The sequence below is a fragment of the Natronomonas sp. genome (genome assembly GCF_028274965.1).
Classification (GTDB): Archaea; Halobacteriota; Halobacteria; order Halobacteriales; family Haloarculaceae; genus Natronomonas.
Map to the genome: position 1 here is coordinate 42,224 of NZ_JAQCNO010000066.1, position 18,081 is coordinate 60,304.

At 64.6% G+C, this 18,081-nt stretch carries 17 protein-coding genes and 1 tRNA gene; 13 read left to right on the forward strand and 5 right to left on the reverse strand.

The genetic code is table 11. The features are described 5' to 3' along the window. The first annotated feature begins 93 nt into the window (after positions 1-93). From Q0916_RS10195 to Q0916_RS10205, 3 genes are all read left to right on the forward strand, one after another. Positions 94-1,503, forward strand: a complete 1,410-nt coding sequence (locus tag Q0916_RS10195; RefSeq protein WP_299237150.1) for an FAD-dependent oxidoreductase — start codon at positions 94-96, stop codon at positions 1,501-1,503. A 66-nt stretch (positions 1,504-1,569) separates the two neighbouring features. Then, entirely contained in the window at positions 1,570-2,463 is an 894-nt protein-coding gene (locus tag Q0916_RS10200) for a tetrahydrofolate dehydrogenase/cyclohydrolase catalytic domain-containing protein (protein ID WP_299237151.1), read from the forward strand. Beyond that, entirely contained in the window at positions 2,464-2,967 is a 504-nt protein-coding gene (locus Q0916_RS10205) for an NUDIX domain-containing protein (protein ID WP_299237152.1), read from the forward strand. Positions 2,968-3,099: 132 nt separating this feature from the next. Here Q0916_RS10205 and Q0916_RS10210 read toward each other — a convergent pair whose 3' ends face one another. Both Q0916_RS10210 and Q0916_RS10215 read right to left on the reverse strand, forming a co-directional pair. Then, a complete protein-coding gene (locus tag Q0916_RS10210; protein WP_299237153.1) occupies positions 3,100-4,176 on the reverse strand; it encodes a citramalate synthase in 1,077 nt (358 codons plus the stop codon). A gap of 143 nt (positions 4,177-4,319) precedes the next feature. Continuing rightward, on the reverse strand, positions 4,320-5,036 hold the full coding sequence (locus Q0916_RS10215) for a DUF7117 family protein (protein WP_299237154.1): 717 nt from the start codon (positions 5,034-5,036) through the stop codon (positions 4,320-4,322). Positions 5,037-5,195: 159 nt separating this feature from the next. Here Q0916_RS10215 and Q0916_RS10220 point away from each other — a divergent pair, with 159 nt between their 5' ends. The 7 genes from Q0916_RS10220 (at position 5,196) to Q0916_RS10250 (ending at position 10,396) form a co-directional block, all read left to right on the forward strand. Next, on the forward strand, positions 5,196-5,342 hold the full coding sequence (locus Q0916_RS10220) for a hypothetical protein (RefSeq protein WP_299237155.1): 147 nt from the start codon (positions 5,196-5,198) through the stop codon (positions 5,340-5,342). A gap of 459 nt (positions 5,343-5,801) precedes the next feature. Beyond that, on the forward strand, positions 5,802-6,080 hold the full coding sequence (locus Q0916_RS10225) for a PadR family transcriptional regulator (RefSeq protein WP_299237156.1): 279 nt from the start codon (positions 5,802-5,804) through the stop codon (positions 6,078-6,080). A 73-nt stretch (positions 6,081-6,153) separates the two neighbouring features. Beyond that, the gene (locus Q0916_RS10230; RefSeq protein ID WP_299237157.1) at positions 6,154-6,360 is read left to right on the forward strand and encodes a hypothetical protein; all 207 of its coding nucleotides are present in this window, start codon (positions 6,154-6,156) and stop codon (positions 6,358-6,360) included. Positions 6,361-6,397: 37 nt separating this feature from the next. After that, positions 6,398-6,934, forward strand: a complete 537-nt coding sequence (locus tag Q0916_RS10235; protein WP_299237158.1) for a cob(I)yrinic acid a,c-diamide adenosyltransferase — start codon at positions 6,398-6,400, stop codon at positions 6,932-6,934. A gap of 45 nt (positions 6,935-6,979) precedes the next feature. Further along, complete coding sequence (locus Q0916_RS10240) at positions 6,980-8,332, forward strand: NAD(P)/FAD-dependent oxidoreductase (RefSeq protein ID WP_299237159.1); 1,353 nt, start codon at positions 6,980-6,982, stop codon at positions 8,330-8,332. Between the two features lie 91 nt (positions 8,333-8,423). Continuing rightward, positions 8,424-9,233: an orotidine-5'-phosphate decarboxylase gene (gene pyrF / locus Q0916_RS10245; RefSeq protein WP_299237160.1), complete on the forward strand. Its 810-nt coding sequence runs from the start codon at positions 8,424-8,426 to the stop codon at positions 9,231-9,233. A 257-nt stretch (positions 9,234-9,490) separates the two neighbouring features. Next, positions 9,491-10,396, forward strand: coding sequence for an acyltransferase (locus Q0916_RS10250; protein ID WP_299237161.1), 906 nt, complete (start codon positions 9,491-9,493; stop codon positions 10,394-10,396). Positions 10,397-10,414: 18 nt separating this feature from the next. Here the strand turns inward: Q0916_RS10250 and Q0916_RS10255 are convergent, their stop codons facing one another. Further along, on the reverse strand, positions 10,415-10,822 hold the full coding sequence (locus Q0916_RS10255; protein ID WP_299237162.1) for a cyclic nucleotide-binding/CBS domain-containing protein: 408 nt from the start codon (positions 10,820-10,822) through the stop codon (positions 10,415-10,417). A 260-nt stretch (positions 10,823-11,082) separates the two neighbouring features. Between Q0916_RS10255 and Q0916_RS10260 the strand changes: the two genes are divergently transcribed. Next, on the forward strand, positions 11,083-12,570 hold the full coding sequence (locus tag Q0916_RS10260; protein ID WP_299237163.1) for a lipopolysaccharide biosynthesis protein: 1,488 nt from the start codon (positions 11,083-11,085) through the stop codon (positions 12,568-12,570). Positions 12,571-13,903: 1,333 nt separating this feature from the next. On the opposite strand, the gene Q0916_RS10265 is transcribed toward Q0916_RS10260, so the two are convergent. After that, a complete protein-coding gene (locus Q0916_RS10265) occupies positions 13,904-15,955 on the reverse strand; it encodes a pentapeptide repeat-containing protein (RefSeq protein ID WP_299237164.1) in 2,052 nt (683 codons plus the stop codon). A gap of 327 nt (positions 15,956-16,282) precedes the next feature. Between Q0916_RS10265 and Q0916_RS10270 the strand changes: the two genes are divergently transcribed. Then, on the forward strand, positions 16,283-16,507 hold the full coding sequence (locus Q0916_RS10270; protein WP_299237165.1) for a hypothetical protein: 225 nt from the start codon (positions 16,283-16,285) through the stop codon (positions 16,505-16,507). Positions 16,508-17,093: 586 nt separating this feature from the next. On the opposite strand, the gene Q0916_RS10275 is transcribed toward Q0916_RS10270, so the two are convergent. Further along, positions 17,094-17,166: transfer RNA gene (locus Q0916_RS10275), tRNA-Pro, on the reverse strand. 198 nt (positions 17,167-17,364) lie between these two features. Here Q0916_RS10275 and Q0916_RS10280 point away from each other — a divergent pair. Then, positions 17,365-18,081 carry an enoyl-CoA hydratase/isomerase family protein gene (locus tag Q0916_RS10280; RefSeq protein ID WP_299237166.1) on the forward strand — a complete coding sequence of 239 codons (717 nt, stop codon included), beginning with the start codon at positions 17,365-17,367 and terminating at the stop codon, positions 18,079-18,081.

An 18,081-nucleotide genomic window follows, 5' to 3' on the forward strand; every position in this document is an offset into this window, starting at 1 on the left:
AGGGTCGTCCGCTCGTTCGTTCGGTTGTTCGTTCGGCTGTCCTCGGTACACACCCGACCCGCGTTTATATACGTCCGCGTCGAACGCCGCGGTATGAGCACGTTCGTCGTCGTCGGCGGGGACGCCGCGGGGATGTCTGCCGCGAGCAAAGCGAAACGGGACGACCCGGATCTCGACGTCGTCGTCTTCGAGAAGGGCGAGTGGGTGTCCTACGGGGCCTGCGGGCTGCCGTACTACGTCAAAGGCGAGATCGAAACGCTGGAGGACCTCGTCTCGGTCACCCCCGAGCAGTTCCGCGAGGAGCGCGACATCGACCTCCGGACCGGCCACGAGGTCGTCGAGGTCGACCCAGAGGACCGGACCGTCACCGCGGTCGGTGGGGACGGCAAAACGGTACAGCCGTACGATCACCTCCTCGTTGCGACGGGTGCCGAGGCGGTCGTCCCGCCCATCGAGGGCACGGACTTAGCGGGCGTGTACACGCTCGGATCGATGACCGACGGGAAGGAGCTCCGCGATTTCGTCGCCCGCTCCCGCGAGGAGAGCCCGACCGAACAGCCCGACAGCGGCCCGGCGTGTCACTTTCTCGAGGGCTGCAGCGGCGCGGTCGCCGTCGTCGGCGGCGGGTACATCGGCGTCGAGATGGCCGAGGCGCTCGCGGCCAACGGCTTCGAGGTCCACCTGTTCCAGCGCGGCGACCGCGTGCTGAAGGGGTTCAGCGAGGCGACGAGCGAGACCGTCGCCGAGCACCTCGCCGAGCAGGACGTCGCGCTGTATCTCGGCTCGGCCGTCGAGGCCTTCGAGGGCGACGACCGGATCGAGGCCATCAGGACCGCCGACGGGCGCGTCACAGTCGAGATGGCGCTGCTCGGGACCGGCGTGCGCCCCCGGACCGACCTCGCCGAGGCGGCCGGCATCGAGTTGGGTCCGACGGGCGCGATCGCGACCGACCGCTACCGCGAGACGAACCGCGAGGACGTCTACGCCGCCGGCGACTGCGCCGAGGCCGAACACGTCGTCACCGGGGAGCCGACGCACGTCCCGCTGGCGCTGACGGCCAACCGCCACGGCCGCGCCATCGGGCGCACCGTCGCCGGCACGCCAACCGAGGGCGGCGGCGTCGCCGGCACGGCGGCCGTCAAGGTATTCGAGATCGAGGCCGCCCGGACGGGGATCCTGGATCACGAGGCCGCGACCGAGGCCGGCTTCGACCCCGTCACCGAGACGATCGACGCCAAATCGCGGGCCGGCTACTACCCCGAGGGCGGCACCGTCCGCGTCACGCTCACGGCCGACCGCGGATCCGGCCGCGTGCTGGGCGCGAGTCTCGTCAGCGAGTACGGCGAAGGGGCGGTCCACCGGAGCCACGCCCTCGTCGGGGCGGTCACCGAGGGGATCGACCTCGAGGCGCTCTCGAACTACGACCTCGCGTACGCCCCGCCGTTCAACACCACGTGGGACCCGGTGTTGACGGCCGCGAAGGTCCTCGGCGGAACGCTCTGACCGCCCCGCTCGCCCGTCACGGCCGGACCCGAACGATTGATACGTCCGCGCGCCGCCGATCACGTAATGACAACCCGCATCGACGGCGAGGCCGTCGCCGCCGACGTCCGCGACTCGCTGACGGACTCGATCGCGGAGCTCGAGGCTGACGGCGTCACCCCGGGGCTTGCGACCGTGTTGATGAGCGACGACCCCGCGAGCGAGACGTACGTCTCGATGAAACAGCGCGACTGCGCCGAGGTCGGCATCGACAGCACGCACGTCGAGATCGACCCCGACGCCCCGGCCGAGGCGCTCTACGAGACGATCGACGACCTCAACACCGACCCCGACGTCCACGGGATCTTGGTCCAGATGCCGGTCCCCGAGCACGTCGACGAGCGCCGCGTCCTCCGCCGGATCGACCCGATCAAGGACGTCGACGGCTTCCACCCCGAGAACGTCGGCCGCCTCGTCGCCGGCGACGACCGCTACCGGCCCTGCACGCCGCACGGCGTCCAGAAGCTCCTCGCGGCGTACGACATCGACACCGACGGGGCCGACGCGGTCATCGTCGGTCGCTCGAACATCGTCGGCAAGCCGCTGGCGAACCTCCTCGTTCAGAAGGCCGCCGACGGCAACGCGACCGTGACCGTCTGTCACTCCCACACCGAGGACCTCGCCGAGAAGACCCGATCGGCCGACATCGTCGTCGCCGCGGCGGGGATCCCCGAGTTCATCGACGCCGGGATGATCCGCGAGGGGGCGACGGTCGTCGATGTCGGCATCAACCGCGTCGACGCCGACACCGAGAAGGGCTACGAGCTCGTCGGCGACGTCGATCACGACAGCGTCTCCGGAACCGCGGGCGCGCTGACGCCGGTCCCCGGCGGTGTCGGCCCCATGACGCGCGCGATGCTTCTGTACAACACGGTCGACGCCGCCGGGCTCCAGACCGACACGGACGTTTCGCTCCCCTGAATGTCGCCCTCGGCGTCGGACCTCGTCGCCCGGTACGGCGAGCCCTACCGGAAGAGCGAACGGATCGAACTCCCGGCCGAACGCTTCCGGAAGGGGGTCGAGCGCGGCGACGACGGGGCGTGGGGCGTCGGCGCGTTGGTCGTTCACGACGGGGCCGCGCTCCTCGTTCGGGAGGGCGAGACGTGGCTCCTCCCGGGCGGGCGCCTCGAGTCCGGCGAGTCGGCCGAGGCGGGGGCGAAACGGGAGGTCCGCGAGGAGACGGGCCTCGAGATAGCGATCGACGGGCTCGCCGCGATCGCCGAACAGACGTTCCTCCGGGAGGGCTCGGATGAGTGCTACGAGTTCCGCTTTGCGACGTTCTTCGGGGAGCCCTCCGTCCCCGATCCGCGGGCGGCCACCGGGCCCGATGACCCCGCGATCGACGAGACGGCGTGGCGCGGAGAGCTCCCGCAGAACACCTTCGATCGCGGGCTCGTCCGTCGGCTCCTCGAGGCGCGGGTTTAAGTATCGGTACGCGACCAGCGACCCCGTGCGCTGACCCTTCGACCGCGTTCGGCCTCGGCGATCGCGCGACGCGCCGAGCGCGGACCCCCGACTCACGCCGCGTCGCCTGCTCGCCACGGCAGCCGGCGGCTCTCAGACCTCTCCGGCGAGTTCGAGCGCCCCTTCGAGCCCGAGCGGTCCCTCCGAGGCCAGCCGATCCAACAGCGCTTCGACGGCGTTTCGGTCCGGCACGCCCCCGGCGCGTTCGATGAGCCGTCTCGCGTCGTCCCGCCCGGTCCGTTCGCCGAAACGAAGCCGCCGCGTCCCGCCGAACGCCGCCGGGGCGAAGGGCTCGAAGGGCTCGGGATCGGAGGCGATCCCGTCGGTCTCGTCGGTCGCCCACCGCGTCGTCGCGTCGGCTCCGAGCACCGGCTTTCCGTCCGGGACAGAGGCACCGAACGCGTCGAGGACCGCCTCACACGCCGGGATCGTCTCCGCGGGATCGACGCCGGGATCCCCGCCGGCGACGGCGGTCGCAACGACGATCTCCTCCGTCGCGGTCGGGCCGATGCCCCGGCCGAGTCCGGCGACGCTGGCGTCGACCCGATCGATCCCCGTCTCGGTGGCGACGACGGCGTTCGCCGTCCCGCAGCCGAGGTCGTCGCGGAACCGGACGCCGGCCCGCGTCAGATCCGCGCTCGCGTCGGCCAGCGTCCGGAGGAACCCGGCGACGAACGGCGGCGTCCGGACCCCGACGCTGTCGGCCAGGACGATCGGACAGTCGAAACGCCCGAACGCGCCGGCGACAGCCGGGATCTCGGCCCGAAACGCGTCGGTCAGCCTGAGCCGCACGTCACAGCCCGCGCTCTCCGCCCGCCGGACGGTCCGCTCTGCGGCGTCGAACACCGCCTCCCGAGAGCCGTGGGTGGTCCGTTCTATCCGCGCGGTCGATACCGGAACGCGAACCTCTATCGCGTCGACACCGGCCTCGACCGCCGCGTCCGCGTCGCCGTTGAGCCCGTCCGTGGCGACGATACCGTCGGCCGACAGGTCCTCCGAGAGCCGCCGCACCGTCTCCGCGTCGATCGAACCGGACCCGGGATCGTCAAACTGGATCAGCGGGACGCCGAGTCGATCCAGCGCGCGTCCCGCTTCGACGTACTGTTCGCTCGTGTACGTTTCGTCCGGACGCGTCGACAGTTCCTCGAGCGTCACGTCACAGATACGCATACGATCCGAACGTTCCCCAACGTCTCAAGTGTCCCGGCGCTGGCCCGTTACCGCCGGGCCGGTCCGACCCGGCCTCGGCCTCGGCTCCGGTCGACTGCGCGACGTCCGGCGGCGCCGAGCCGTTCGGACGCCGACCGGCGCCGTCACGCCAACGCGTCGAGCCCCGCCTCGGCCGCGGCGAGCGCCTCTTCGTCGCCCTCGGAGAGATACCGTCCGATATCGCGCGCAACGGCGACGAGGCGACCGGACACCGCCGGCTCGACGTCGCCGTCCAGCGCCCGAATCCGCCTGACGTGGGTGGACATCCGCTCGATGACACCGTCGATCGCGGCGTCCGGGCGCTCGCCCTCGGCCGCGTACGTCCTGAGATCCGAGCGGTACTCCTCGACCGCGTCGGCGTAGGCCATCCCCCGCGTCGACCACATCGACCGGGGCACGGCGTCCGGATCCGGCCGCTTTCCCTCGTCGGCCCGGAGCAGGCTCAAAAAGTACTGCTCCGCCCGATCGCCGACGTCCATCCGGCGCGACAGCTCGGCCGACGCGTACCGGAGCTCCATCGCCGCCAGGTACGTCTCGTCGAGCCCGACGAGCTCCCCGGCGTCGATGAACCCGTACCCACGGGTGAACTCCCGGCCGCGTTCGTTCCCGCGCTCGGCGAGTCGCCGGAGCGGTTCGGCGTCGACGTCCGCCCGTATCGGCGCTAAATCGAGCGTCGCCGCGGTTGCGGTGTGTACGACGCGCTCCTCGTCGATCCCGACGCTGTGGCGGCTCCCGCAGTCGGGACACGACACCGAGCCGGTCTCGTAGTACGACCAGCGCGTCCCGCACGACTTGCATCGCCGCCGCCCCCGGATCTCCATGCGAATGCGTTGGGGCCGGCCGGATCAAAAACCCCCGGTCGCCCGGCGCGACCCGTGTTCACCGACCCCGCGGCCGACGACGTGACCCCCGGACCGATCGCGCGCGTCTGGCTGTCCGGAGGACGAAGCTTCATTTCCGTCGTCCACAAACGGGTGGGTATGCGCGACGAAGAGGAGATCCGCCAACAGTACGAGTTCCTGAAGGCCGAGTTGGACGACGAGGACATGAACCACGAAGGCGTTCGACAGATGTTCACGTACTACAAGCGAGCGCTCGGCTGGACGCTCGAAGAGGAGCACATCTGAGCGCACCGACCGCCCCCGGAGAAGTCCGGTACATTTATGCTCCATAGGCGGTTACTACCTGATGACGCTTCGCTTGGAGGGCCGAAGCGTCAGCGGGGACCAATTCAGGGCGGCAAGCGTCCGGCCGGCTCTTTTCATCCGGCCGGATCGCTTTCCACTCTCGCTGGACCAACACACGTCCACGGGCAGGTAAACGAACCCGTTTGTCGCGCCCGACGGAGGGCGTTGTAGTCGATCCGATGGCCATCACTCCCGAAGCGTGTCGTCTCGGTTCGGTGATGAAAACCGTCACCACTACGGATAACGATACGGACACGTTCGCCGCGCTCGATGTTGGAGACGGCCAGCGTCGGCCGGCAGGACACCCGTTCTTCGACCGCGCGACGTTTACGCGTCAGAACACGTCGCGTTCGGTATATTTAAACTTCAGCGACAGTAACACGCGAACAGACCCTACCGATGTACGACCTGACAGGCTTTCAACGGGACCTGATGTACGTTATCACCGGCCGCGAGGAGCCGCACGGACTCGCGATAAAGGAGGAACTCGAGGACTACTACGAAAAGGAGATCCACCACGGCCGCCTGTACCCGAACCTCGATACGCTCGTCGAGAAGGGGCTGGTGGAGAAAGGCGAGCGCGACCGCCGGACGAACTTCTATACGCTGACGCGGCGGGGCCGACGCGAGATAGATGCCAGACGCCAGTGGGAAGAGCAGTACGTCGAGATCGAGTGACGGCGGCTCAGCCCGAAGCCCCTCGCCCCGCCCCGGGCGGACGTTTTAGTTGCCGGGACGATTACGAAGGGTAATGCGCCGTCTCGTCGCCGACCCCGTCGTCCGGACGGCGACGTTTTTCGCGCTCGCGTTCTGTTGTGCGGCCGTCGGCGGGGTCCTCATCGGCACGCCCCGCGTCGGGATCCGGTGGGGGTTCGGCCTCGGCGTCGCCTTCGCGGCGTTCGCGTATCTCTTCGTCAGGCCGACCGACGACGCCGAACCGCCCGGACCGAACGGATAGCCGTACGTTTAACTCCGCCTGGACCGTACCGCGTTTCATGAAAATCTACACCGGTCGCGGCGACGAGGGGATGACGGACCTCCGGGACATGTCCCGGGTCTCGAAGACGAGTTCGCGGATCGAGGCGTACGGCACCGTCGACGAGGTGAACAGCCTCGTCGGCGTCGTCCAGCCCTCGGGGCACGACGACATCGACGAGAAGCTGGCGACGATCCAGAACCACCTCCACATCATCCAGGCCGACTTCGCGAGCCCCGACAAGGACGACCCCGACACGCCGCACATCGAGGCCCACCACGTCCAGAAACTCGAAGACTGGATGGACGCCTTCGACGAGGAACTCGATCCCCTACAGAGCTTCATCCTCCCTGGCGGTTCGGAGGCGGGCGCGAAGCTGCACCACGCCCGGTCGGTCTGTCGGCGCGCGGAACGGCGATCGGTCGCGCTGGCGACCGACGAGCCGGTGAACGACGCCTCCGTGGCGTACCTCAACCGCCTCTCGGACGCGCTGTTCGTCCTCGCCCGCGTCGTGAACAAACGAGAGGGCGTCCCCGAGTCTGCCCCGGAGTACTGACGCGCTCCAATCGTTTTAAGCCGCGCCCGACCGATCGGGCGTTGTATGCAGCACGCAGACGTCGTGATCGTCGGCGGCGGTCCCGCCGGAGCCGCGGCTGGCCACGCGGCCGCCAGCGAAGGGGCCGACGCCGTGGTCGTCGAAAAGGGCGTTCCGCGCGCGGACCGCGAGCAGCCGGGACCCGACTCGACCGACGCCGCCGGCATCCTCGATTACTGGGTCGACCTCATGGCCCTCGGCGAGCCGATCCCCGAGCGCGTCAAACACCGGGAACTGTCGGCCGCGGAGTTCATCGGCCCGACCGAGTCCGTCGAGTTGACCGACACCGGACTCGACTCGTCGTACCCGAACTTCGGGTTCACGATGCACCGGGCCCGCTTCGACGACTGGCTCCGCGAGCGCGCCGAGAACGCCGGCGCGACGTACCGCGTCGGTACCGCCGTTTCAGACGTCGAGACGGACCTGACGCGGGGCGTCTCACACACGGTCACGCTCCGCGACGGGACCGAGATCGAGGCCGAGTACCTGATCCTCGCCGACGGGCCACAGCGGACCGTCACGGGGCAGGTGCTCGAGCGGTGGCTCCCTGAGGACGCGACCGAGCGTCTGGCCGCCGGGCGGACGAACCACATCGCCTATCAGGAGTACCGGCGGCTCCCGGCGGAGCTATTCGAGGACGACCGGATCAAGTTCTGGTGGGGCTACATGCCGGGGCACACGGCCTACCCGTGGGTGTTCCCGAACGACGGCCGTGTCGCTCGGATCGGGCTGACGATGCCGATCGGGCTGGATCTCGATTCCGTCGAGAACCGCGAGCACTACCGGCTGCTCGAGGCCGACGACGAGCGGATCCCGCGGGGGGCGACGTACGTCGAGCGGCTCATCGAGGCGGTCTACCCCGAGTACGACACCGAGGAGTTCCCGCTTCAGACCGACCGCGGCAAGTCCGGTGGCACCGAGACGTACCCCATCTCCTCGACGCGGCCCATCGAGTCGCCGACGGCCGCGAACGTCGCCATCGTCGGCGGCGCGATGGGCGCGACCTCGGCGTTCCACGAGGGCGGCGACCACGTTGCGATCCGGACGGGATCGATCGCCGGACGGCTCGCCGGACTCGGCGCGCTCCGGGCGTTCAACGCCGAGTGGCGTCGCGCGGTCGGCGACGAGATCCGCCGCAACTGCGTCTTCGCCGACATGGTTCGGGGGTACCAGCCCGACGACTGGGACCGGCTGTTCGGCCTCGTCAACGACGTGCAAGGCGACGAACGCTTCGAGACCGAGGGCGCGCTCCGGGCGGGGCTGACAGGCGCGAGGCTCTACGGTGAGTACCGCTGGACGAAGTTCGGCTACCGGAACGGGCGGTACGCGCAGATCCGCGAGGACGAGTACGCCGTATAGGCCGACCCCGTACCGGACCGCGATCCCGCATCGGCCGCTCCGACGGCGCGGTCGGAGGCGGTTTTTTATCCGCCGCTGTCGGAGCACCCCTATGGGATTCTTCGAGGACGTGGCCGCGCGCATCGACTCGACCGACAGCGTCGTCTCGGTCGGTCTCGACCCCGACCCGACCCGGCTGCCGCCGTTTCTGGACGCGGAGCTCCCGCGGTGGGCGTTCAACCGCCGGATCATCGACGCGACCCACGAACACGCCGCCTGCTACAAGCCGAACGCGGCCTTCTACGAGGACCCGGACGGCTGGCGCGCCCTCGCAGAGACCGTCGCGTACGCCCACGGCAAAGGCGTCCCCGTCGTCCTCGACGCCAAGCGCGGCGACATCGGCAACACGGCCCGCCGGTACGCGGGGCTTCTCGACGACGACGGACTCGGTGCCGACGCCGTCACCGTCAACCCCTACATGGGCCGGGACACGCTGGAGCCGTACCTCTCGCGGGCCGAGAAGGGTGTTTTCGTCCTCTGTCGGACCTCCAACAGCGGCGGCGGCGACTTCCAGGACCTCGACGTCGGCAACGGAAAGCCGCTGTACCAGTACGTCGCCCAGCGCTGTGCCGAGTGGAACGACAACGACAACGTCGGGCTCGTCGTCGGCGCGACCGCCCCCGAGGAGCTGGCGGCGCTCAGAGACCTCGTCGACGTGCCGTTTCTCGTCCCGGGCGTCGGCGCACAGGGCGGCGACGCGGCCGCCGCGGTCGAGTACGGCCTCGCGGACGGCGTCGGCGCGATCAACTCCTCGCGCGGCATCATCTTCGCCGGCGAGGGGGCCGACGACGAGGCGTCGTACTTCCGGGCGGCCGGCGAGGCGGCAAAGCGGCTGAAGCGACGGCTGAACGAGCACCGCTGAGCGACGCGGAGACCGGACCTGGTGGGCCGCCTCCGCGATTCCGGCCGGATCGGGTCGGGATCGGTTCTTCTCGCGTCCGACCGCCTTCGAGGAGTCCGTTCGTCCCGCTCGCGCGGGAAAATATTTACATATCAGTGGTTGTAACGAGATATTGTGATCATACGCAGTCGCTTATTCGAATTATCCGAGCAAACGAACCCGAACGATCCGACCGGCCGACGCGCGGGCGCCCTCGGCTCGCCGCGGGGGGTAGAGCCGTGACGAAGCGCCACGTCGACGTGTCGGCGGCGACGCAGGCCTCGATCGACGCCGCGATCGAGTACGCGGACGACCGACTCAGCTCCGACGACCCGACCGGCGCCGTCGTCCAGGAGCTGCTCGTCGACGCCTTCGGCGACCGCCCGGCCTACGAGCGGTACCTCGCCGGCGAGACGCTCGACCCGATGACCCGGATGCGGATCGAGAGCTACGACCCCCGCAACGCCGTCACCGAGACGGAGCACTGGGCCGAACAGGACCCCGACAAGCTCGAAGCCTCGAAGCCGCTCCGGTACCTCTGGGAGGGGTTCGACCGCTCGCCGCTGTCGAACAACGTCGCCTTCGCGCTCCCGTTCCGACAGCTGCTCGCCGATCACCTGTTTTCGGAGGCCGGCGACGACCTCCGGCTGTTCGGCGGGATCAAGATCCAGTGCGGTTCGAACATCGAGATGGGCGACAACGTCGTCGTCCACAACGACGTGTTGCTCGACGACCGCGGCGAACTCGTCATCGGCGACCGCGTCTCGATCGCCGACCGGGCGCACCTCCACACCCACAACCACGACCTCGTCGACCAGACCGACGTGACGACGTACCGGACGACCGTCGAGGACGACGCCAGACTCGGCTACGGATCGATGGTAAACGCCGGCTGTCGGGTCGGCGAGAACGCGATGGTCGGGGCCTCGGCGTCGGTCCTCGGCGACGTGCCGGCCCACCACGTCGCCGTCGGCGCGCCGGCAAAAAGCGTCAAGATCAAGCCCGGGTGGGAGGACGCCGCCGAGACCCTCGGTCCGCTCGCCGACAACCGCGAGGACCGCCGCCTCGGGCGGGAGCTACCGGCCGACTTCGAGGAGTTCGACGAGTTCGGGCGGAGCCTCTCGCCGCCGGGCACGTCCTCGTGACCCCGCCGGTCACAGCCCCTACGCGACGCCGCCCGCTTCGACGCTCTCGACGCTTCCGCTGACGATGTCCGTCATCGAGAGGATGCCGACGACACCGCCGTCGGCCTCGACCACGGGGAGGTGACTGATCCCGTTCGACAGCATCTCATCGGTGGCCCGCCGAACCGACGCGTCGGACTCGACCGTGAGGGTCCGTGCGGTCATCCACTCCTCGACGGTCGATTCGGTCACGTCCGCGCGCTTCGTTGCGATCTCGATGAAGTCCGTCGACGTGAGGATCCCCTGGGGTCGACACTCCGAGTCGATCACCACGACCGACTTGATCGACTGGTGGAGCATGGCCTCCCCGACCTCGTCGATCCGATCCTCGGGGTTGACTGTCAGCACCGGTTCCGTCATCAACTCGCCGACGGGCGTATCGTCCATACCCGCGGTACCGCTTCACCGGACGTAAATATACGGGCAGCGGCGGTTTCGGACGCGTTCGCTCGGCGACACGACGCCCCACACTCACAACGCCTCGCCGCCGCTCGGCGTTCGTTGAGTGCGGGAACGGTAGTGGGCCGGCGCGAATTCGAATCGCGGTTACCGCTGCCCTGGTGGACAATGCACAGCTTCTTGCGGTTGCCCGGAAGCAGACTAAGTGGGAGAGGCGATTAGGTCGGGCACATGGACGCACGGTTGCGATGACGGCCCCCCCGAAGGAGGAGAGCGATGACGACCTGCTCGCGGAGGTGGTGGAGAAGTCTTCGGTCGGAATCGTGGCGTTCGTCTCCGAACGCATCCTTCTGACCGGGGTCGCGTATGCCGTCACGACGGTTTCGGGCGCGGCGGCGTACGGATTTCTGTCCGTGTTCATTCGCGGCGAGACGATCTCCCGGAATCTGGTCGCCGGCCTCGGAGACGGATACACCAGAACGGTACCGAGAGTGTCGATATCCGCACAGCGAACGCTGTTGAGCGTTGGCACCGCCGGGTACGTCGCCGTCTGGGTCGTCGTCGCGGCGCCGGTCATCGCGTTTCGAGAGCGTCTCGTCGACGTGACGCTTCTCCAACCGCGCCACGAGACAGTCGTCGTGGTGTTCGCACTCGGACTGTTGCCGTTTCTGTTGTTACGAAACTTCCGGGACATATTCCGGGCACTCCGGCGGATCAAACTCGCGATGCTGGTGTCGCGGATATTCGTTCCGCTGGCGTTGCTGACCGGGGTCCTGGCTGTCGGCGTCGTCACCAGCGAGCGTTCGCTGTTGAACCTGTGGATAGGCGTCGTCGGTACGGTTCTCCTCCTGGTAACAGCCGGGGCAGGCCTGTTGTTCCGTTCCACCCGCGTGCGGTTCGGGTCAGTTCGGGCACACCGTTCGACGGTCCGATATTTTCTCAGCTACTCCGGGGACGCGAGCGGGGTCGCGGCACTGGAACTCGTCCAGCGGCGTGCCGTGTTCGCGGTCATGGCTCTGTACCTCTCGCCGGTGGCCGCCGGCGCGTTCAGCCTCTCTATCGTCTTCGCACTCGCCGTTAGATGGCCGCTAAGCGGGGTGAACGGGATCTTGCCCCCAATAGCCGCATCGCTTTACGATGACGGGCAAACCCAGAGTCTACAACGACTTTATCAACGGACGAGTCGACTGGCGATCGTCGCGACAACGCCAGCGTTCGTACTCGGATACGCGTACGCCCCGGAGTTGCTCACGACGTTCAACGAGGCGTACGCTCGACAGGCAGCGGTTCTCCGTGCGGTACTTCTCGCACAGTACGCCGCAACCATGTTCGGGAGCGTGGGGCTGTTGTTGCTCATGACCGACAACGAACGCGCGAGTCTGCTCACACAGGTGTTCAACGCCGGCGTCGCACTTCCACTGATGATCGTTCTCACCACCAAGTTCGGGGCACTCGGGCTAGGGGTTGCGTACCTGCTGTCGGTGGTCGTCAACAACACGACCGAACTTCTCGTCCTGTATCTCCGCGACGGGTTTACCCCGTTCAGTCGCGAGCAGGCGTATGCGGTACTCTCGGTGCTCCCGGCTATCGGTGCCATCCGGTCGGCTAAACTGACAGTCAGCACCCGGGCAAGTCTGGTCGTTGCGCTCCTCGTGATCGGGATATACGTCTGGGTCGGACACCGCTTCCTGCTCCGGGTGGCCGACAAAACGGCGGTCCGAGCGCTGGTGACCTGACGCGTCGGTGAAAACGTGGGCCGGCGCGAATTCGAATCACCGCGGAGCAACGCTCCACGAGGACGCGGTTACGGCCACCCGTTGCCTCCTCTCCTGTCGGTTTCGGGCTTCGGTGAACTGCTATGCCCACACTACACGACCTCACCGATGCGTCGCCGGAGGAGGCAGCTGACTTCTACCTCCGGGAGCGGAGTGCAGAAGTCACAGACAGCACGCTACAGTCCCACAAGTATCGTCTTAGTCATTTCGTCCGTCAGTGCGACGAGGCCGAAAACATAGATAATATGAACGCCCTTACTGGCCGTGACTTACACCGCTACAGACTATGAAGACAGGGAGACGGCGAACTAAACCAAGTCTCGCTGAAGTCACAGATGGACACGCTACGGGCCTTTCTGCGGTTCTGTGAGCTGATAGATGCTGTCGAACCAGACCTCCACGAAAGGTGATGTTCCCGACGCTTAGCGACGGTGTCGGCCAACGTGACGTGAAACTCGACACAGAGGAGGCCGAGGAACTTCTTGAACACCTCGGTCGGTTTAATTACGCAACGTTCGGTCACACACTTCTCCTCCTACTGTGGCGAACCGGACTTCGTATGGGTTCAGCCCATGCTCTTGAGTTCGACGATCTCAACCCCGAAGACGAGTGTGTCTCCGTCTGCCACCGTCCTGAGTCCGACACCCCGTTGAACGAACGGCAAACGGCTCGTCGCGCTGGATCCGTCGACGCGTGCCATACTGTCGGACTATATCGAGGTTAATCGTCCCGAGGTGACTGACGACTCCAGACAGGAGCCGTTGCTCGCAACCGAAAACGGACGCCTCAGTAAGGACACGATCCGTACGACCGTCTACCGCTGGACTGGTCCCTGTATGTATCGTGGATTGTGTCCCTACGGTTGAGACCAAGACGACTGTGAAGCGGTGAACACGAGGATGGCCGTCTTGAAGTACCTCTTGTCGGTTTCTCCCCACGCAGTCAGGCGGGGGTTGATGACGCACCACCTCACCCAAGACGTACCCGAACAGGTCGTCTCCGACCGTATGAACGTCAGTCAACGGGTGCTCGAAGAACACTACGACCGTCGTTCCGAGGAAGTGAAAATCGAACAGCGGTGCGGATCTTTTGAAAACGTATGATAACCTCACGTCACGGTGAACGACGACACACACTGTTGATAGCGTTGAGGAAGCCGCTATCCTATCCCACCGGACTGATTCTGAGGACGACAGCGTCGTTGCTCCAAAATATATAAACGAACCGAAAGTAAGCCACAGTAGGCGTATTATTTATTTTCCATGACTTAAGATTAAATTTGAATTTCCTGGCACTATCGCGCTGCCCGGCGGCCAAGCACAAAAATGAGAAGTGCCACTAAGATTGGTCCTACCATCGACTCGAACACAATAACACCTTCACCGATCCGGCCTGTCGTCTCCAGTACACGACTCCCGGCGAAGAACACCAAGGTGCTGTGCAGCAACGTATCGTAGGCCAGAACTGGGTTCTCAGTGATCACTCGGAGGGTGATCGGTTCGCCGCTTGTAGTTGCGACAATCCCGCTAAACATATACAACAGCCATCCAACGAGTACTATCGCAGCTGAAATAAAACCAATACGGCGGAAGCTCTCTCCGTAATTGAATATCCATTTCTGAATCTGCGCGAACGTCCCTTTCATTCGCTGATCCTGCGCAAAAAGGAGTTCTCGGCGAGCGTCCTGACGGCGAATAAACATCTCTGACTTGAGCTCCGGAAATCCGTTTTCTCTTGCCAGAGCCTCCAACCGACTGTACGTACTGCGGGCGCGGCGGGCTCTTGTTTCGTCTGGATTGACGTCGGTGTTGGATGTTACTTGATCGGCGAGACACGTGGCGGCCGACTCCGGAGGGATATCTGAGTCGTATCTGCACGCATTATCGGTGCTTGGGTTACCGACTTCTCCGTCTGGACAAAACTGTGTCCGGTCGTTGATCTGTGCCCCGTCCAATCGCGTCTGATAGAGGTACGCCTGTGAGAGGTCCGCGCCTGTGAGGTCGGCATTCTCCAATGTGGCACGGTTCAGGTTCGCCTCGTCAAAACGGGCGTTCTCACAATCGGCGGTAGTAAAAGCTGCCTCGGCGGCGTCCGCAGACGTCAGTATGGCATCCTGCAAATCCGTGCGCCGTAGGTCTGCCTCAGTCAGTATTGCGTCTGACAGGTCTGCGTGGGTAAGGGTAAGATCAAATAACTCAGCGTTACTGAGATTGGCTCCCTCTAATTTAGCTTTAATAAACGGGTTTCCCTCCAAGTTTACTCCGGTAAGATCAGCCGATTCAAGATGAGCCTCGGTGAGGTTGGCCTCATGTAAAGTAGTTCCCGTAAGGTCAGCGCCTCTTAGGTCAGCTCCGGTAAGATCGGCCTCATACAGGGTAGCCCCCGTAAGGTCGGCGCCTCTTAGGTCAGCTCCGGATAGATTGGCATCTGTCATTTCAGCATCGGTGAGGACGGCATTTTTCAGATCAGCTCCGGTGAGGTTTGCCTCATTTAGGGTAGCCTCAGTAAGATTGGCATCTCTTATTTTAGCCTCGGTAAAGTTAGCCCGGTCTAGTTTGGCGTTGGTGAGGTTGGCCCTATGCAAATCAGCTCCGGTGAGGACAGCCTTGTCAAGAGAAGCCTCTGTGAGGTTGGTATTTGTCAGGTCAGCTCCGGTAAGATCGGCTTTAGACAAAATAGCCTCGGTAAGGTTGGCCGAGGACAAGGTGGCCCCAGTGAGGTCTGCGTCCCATATTCTAGCCTTGGAGAGGTCAGCCTTTTCGAGGAAAGCGCCCGAAAGGTCGGCATGATTCAGCCCAGCTTCGTGGAGGTTGGCATCCGGGACGATGTCCTTGGGCGAAATTTCCTCATCGTGGGGTATCTGGTATTCAAACTGTGCGTTTGCGAGTTGAGCGTCTGTGAACCTCGTCACGTGTATTTTAGCCCCCGTGAGATTAGCATCGGCAAAGGAAGCTCCAGTGAGGATGGCATCTCTGATTACACTTTCAGTGAGGTCAGCACCAGTAAGATCGGTCGCTTCCAAGCTACTCCCGTGTAGGGTAGCCCCGATTAGGTCAGCCCCAGAGAGGTCAGTCTCGGAGAGATCAGCTCCAATAAGTTTGGCTCCAATAAGATCGGCCCCACTGAGATCGCCGTCTCCTGCTGTGTTAATCAATTCCAGTCGTGGTTTGTCGGTTCCCTCGGTGTGATAAATACACAGGGGTGCGTCAGCCTCCTCCCATACCGAGCGCGAACACTTCCACGAAGTGAGATTCTTTTTTGTAAGAATCCCCTCACTAATAGAGAGATCGTTAGCCGAGAAATCACACTCCTGGTGGGCGTCCTCATTATTCGTTGAGCCAGACATGTGCCGCTAAATCTGTGACTCTGTGTACATTAATCCTCCCGCTGATGATTCGTAGAGATCACCGATCTTAATACTGTAACTAGGCTCCTCAACCATCATTTGAAGAACTCATTGTTACTTTACTCTGCGTTTTTGCGCAAGAACACGGCTCTCTCCCGAAGCGTTCGATTACTACGACGGATCCACCTGCCCTCATACTCCTTTGGCTCTCTAACGTCGAGAGACGGCCCTCATGGGAAGCGACAGGCTCGCTATCCCCTGTGTTGCGACGATCCATCTTATTGCTCCCCTCCGCTTATGACACAGGAACCTGCTCTCCGAGGTGCCATGACCGACGACAACCTCGGAGCCCGGACGAGCGACTTCGTCCACGCACTTGCCGTTTTAGACGCCGACGTTATGAACATAACTGCGAAAAGAATCGAACAGGGTATGCGAGTCACGCTTGACCTCTTTGACTCAAACGACGCCGACCTCGTCCGTGACGTTGCCGAGGAGCACTGCTTCGAACGGTACGACAGTACCGGAGAACGGTTCGAGAGCCAGTCCTGATTACCACCCGTCGCCGGGCTTTTGCTCACGCACAGTCTCGAACGTCCCGATCCGTTCTGGTGGGGTATTAGTGATTAGCTATTCTTTTCAGCCCTTTGCCTGCTGTTGGTGTCTGGGAGACCGTTTGACCCCTGAATCTCGATACGCTCTGCCTACAGATCTGCGGGTGGCTCCGACACATATGAACGGATCCAGTCTTCCTCAAAGTCGTTGAGTACGTCAATTGAATGCTGATAACCCTCTTTGGTAAACGTCCGTTCAAATCTGACAGAATACGGAACGTCTCTACGAGGCTCTCAAACGGCTCAAAATCGAAATCAATGCATATAGGGCGACCGTGAGAGCACAGGCCTGCTTCAACGGCACATACAGGCCCGTCATGAATACCGAAAACAAGCCGTACAGTTTCTAATAACCCTGTCTGTAGGCTTATGATCTTATTGTACTACAGGCTCCCGTATCTCGTGAAGTCCGAGACGCCGAAGAGGTGCGTTTGTGATTCAGTTGGACTCTACAGTAAACACGGCGACAGTATTTATAAACGACGTACTGCTGCCCTGTGGATGTAGAGCGTTTGCGGGAGAAGTGGGCCGGCGCGAATTCGAATCGCGGTTACGGCCACCCGAAGGCCGAAGGATACCAAGCTACCCCACCGGCCCGCATCCGAAGGAACGTCGCTCGCGGGTTTAATCCTTGCGACACCGCCCGCCCTCCCGCGACGCGGCGGGACGCGCCACCGGTAGGCCTCGGCTTCCGGCCGATCGGCCCTCTGCGGACCGATCGAATCCCGGGTTCGGGTCCCCCCGATCGTGCCGCCCTGCAAACGTTTATGAAACTGCCCGTTTATTCGTGATGATATGGTCGACGACCGTTTGGTGACGACGACAGAGCTCACGGACTCGGTAGCGAGACTGACCCTCGACCGGCCCGAGAAGCTGAACGCGATGAACAAGGCCCTGCTCCGGGCCGTTCCCGAGGCGATCCGTGACTGTTCGGAGTACGACGTGTTGATCGTCGACGCGAACGGCGACTCGTTTACCGCGGGTGCGGACTTAGACGAGGCCCAGGAGGAAAGCGAGGAGGCGGGGCTGTACCAGGAGATGACCCGCGCGACGCGGGAGTTCGAAGGGCTGGTCATCGGTCAGCTCCACGGGTACGTGATCGGCGGCGGGTTCGAGTGGACGCTGTCGTTCGACCTCCGGTACGCGGCCGACGACACCGTCTTCAAGATGACCGAATCGGAGGTCGGCCTGCCGATATCCAACGCCTCGACGATGTATCTCCCCTTGCTCATCGGCGGTGCCCGCGCCCGCGAACTGGTGTACACGTGCCGGGACCTCCCGGCGGCCGAAGCCGAGGAGATCGGCCTCGTCAACGGCGTCTTCCCCCGCGAGCGACTCACGGAGGAGGTGCGGGCCGTCGCCGACGACGTCGTCGAGAACAAGTCCTCTCTCGCGTTGCGGCTGAACAAGAAGGGCTTCAACAACGCGTTCCCGGTCGAGGACGTCTTAGAGTTCGAGACGGTGCTCGGGGACCTCGCGAACGCCGACCCCTCCGAGGGGATCGACTGGTAA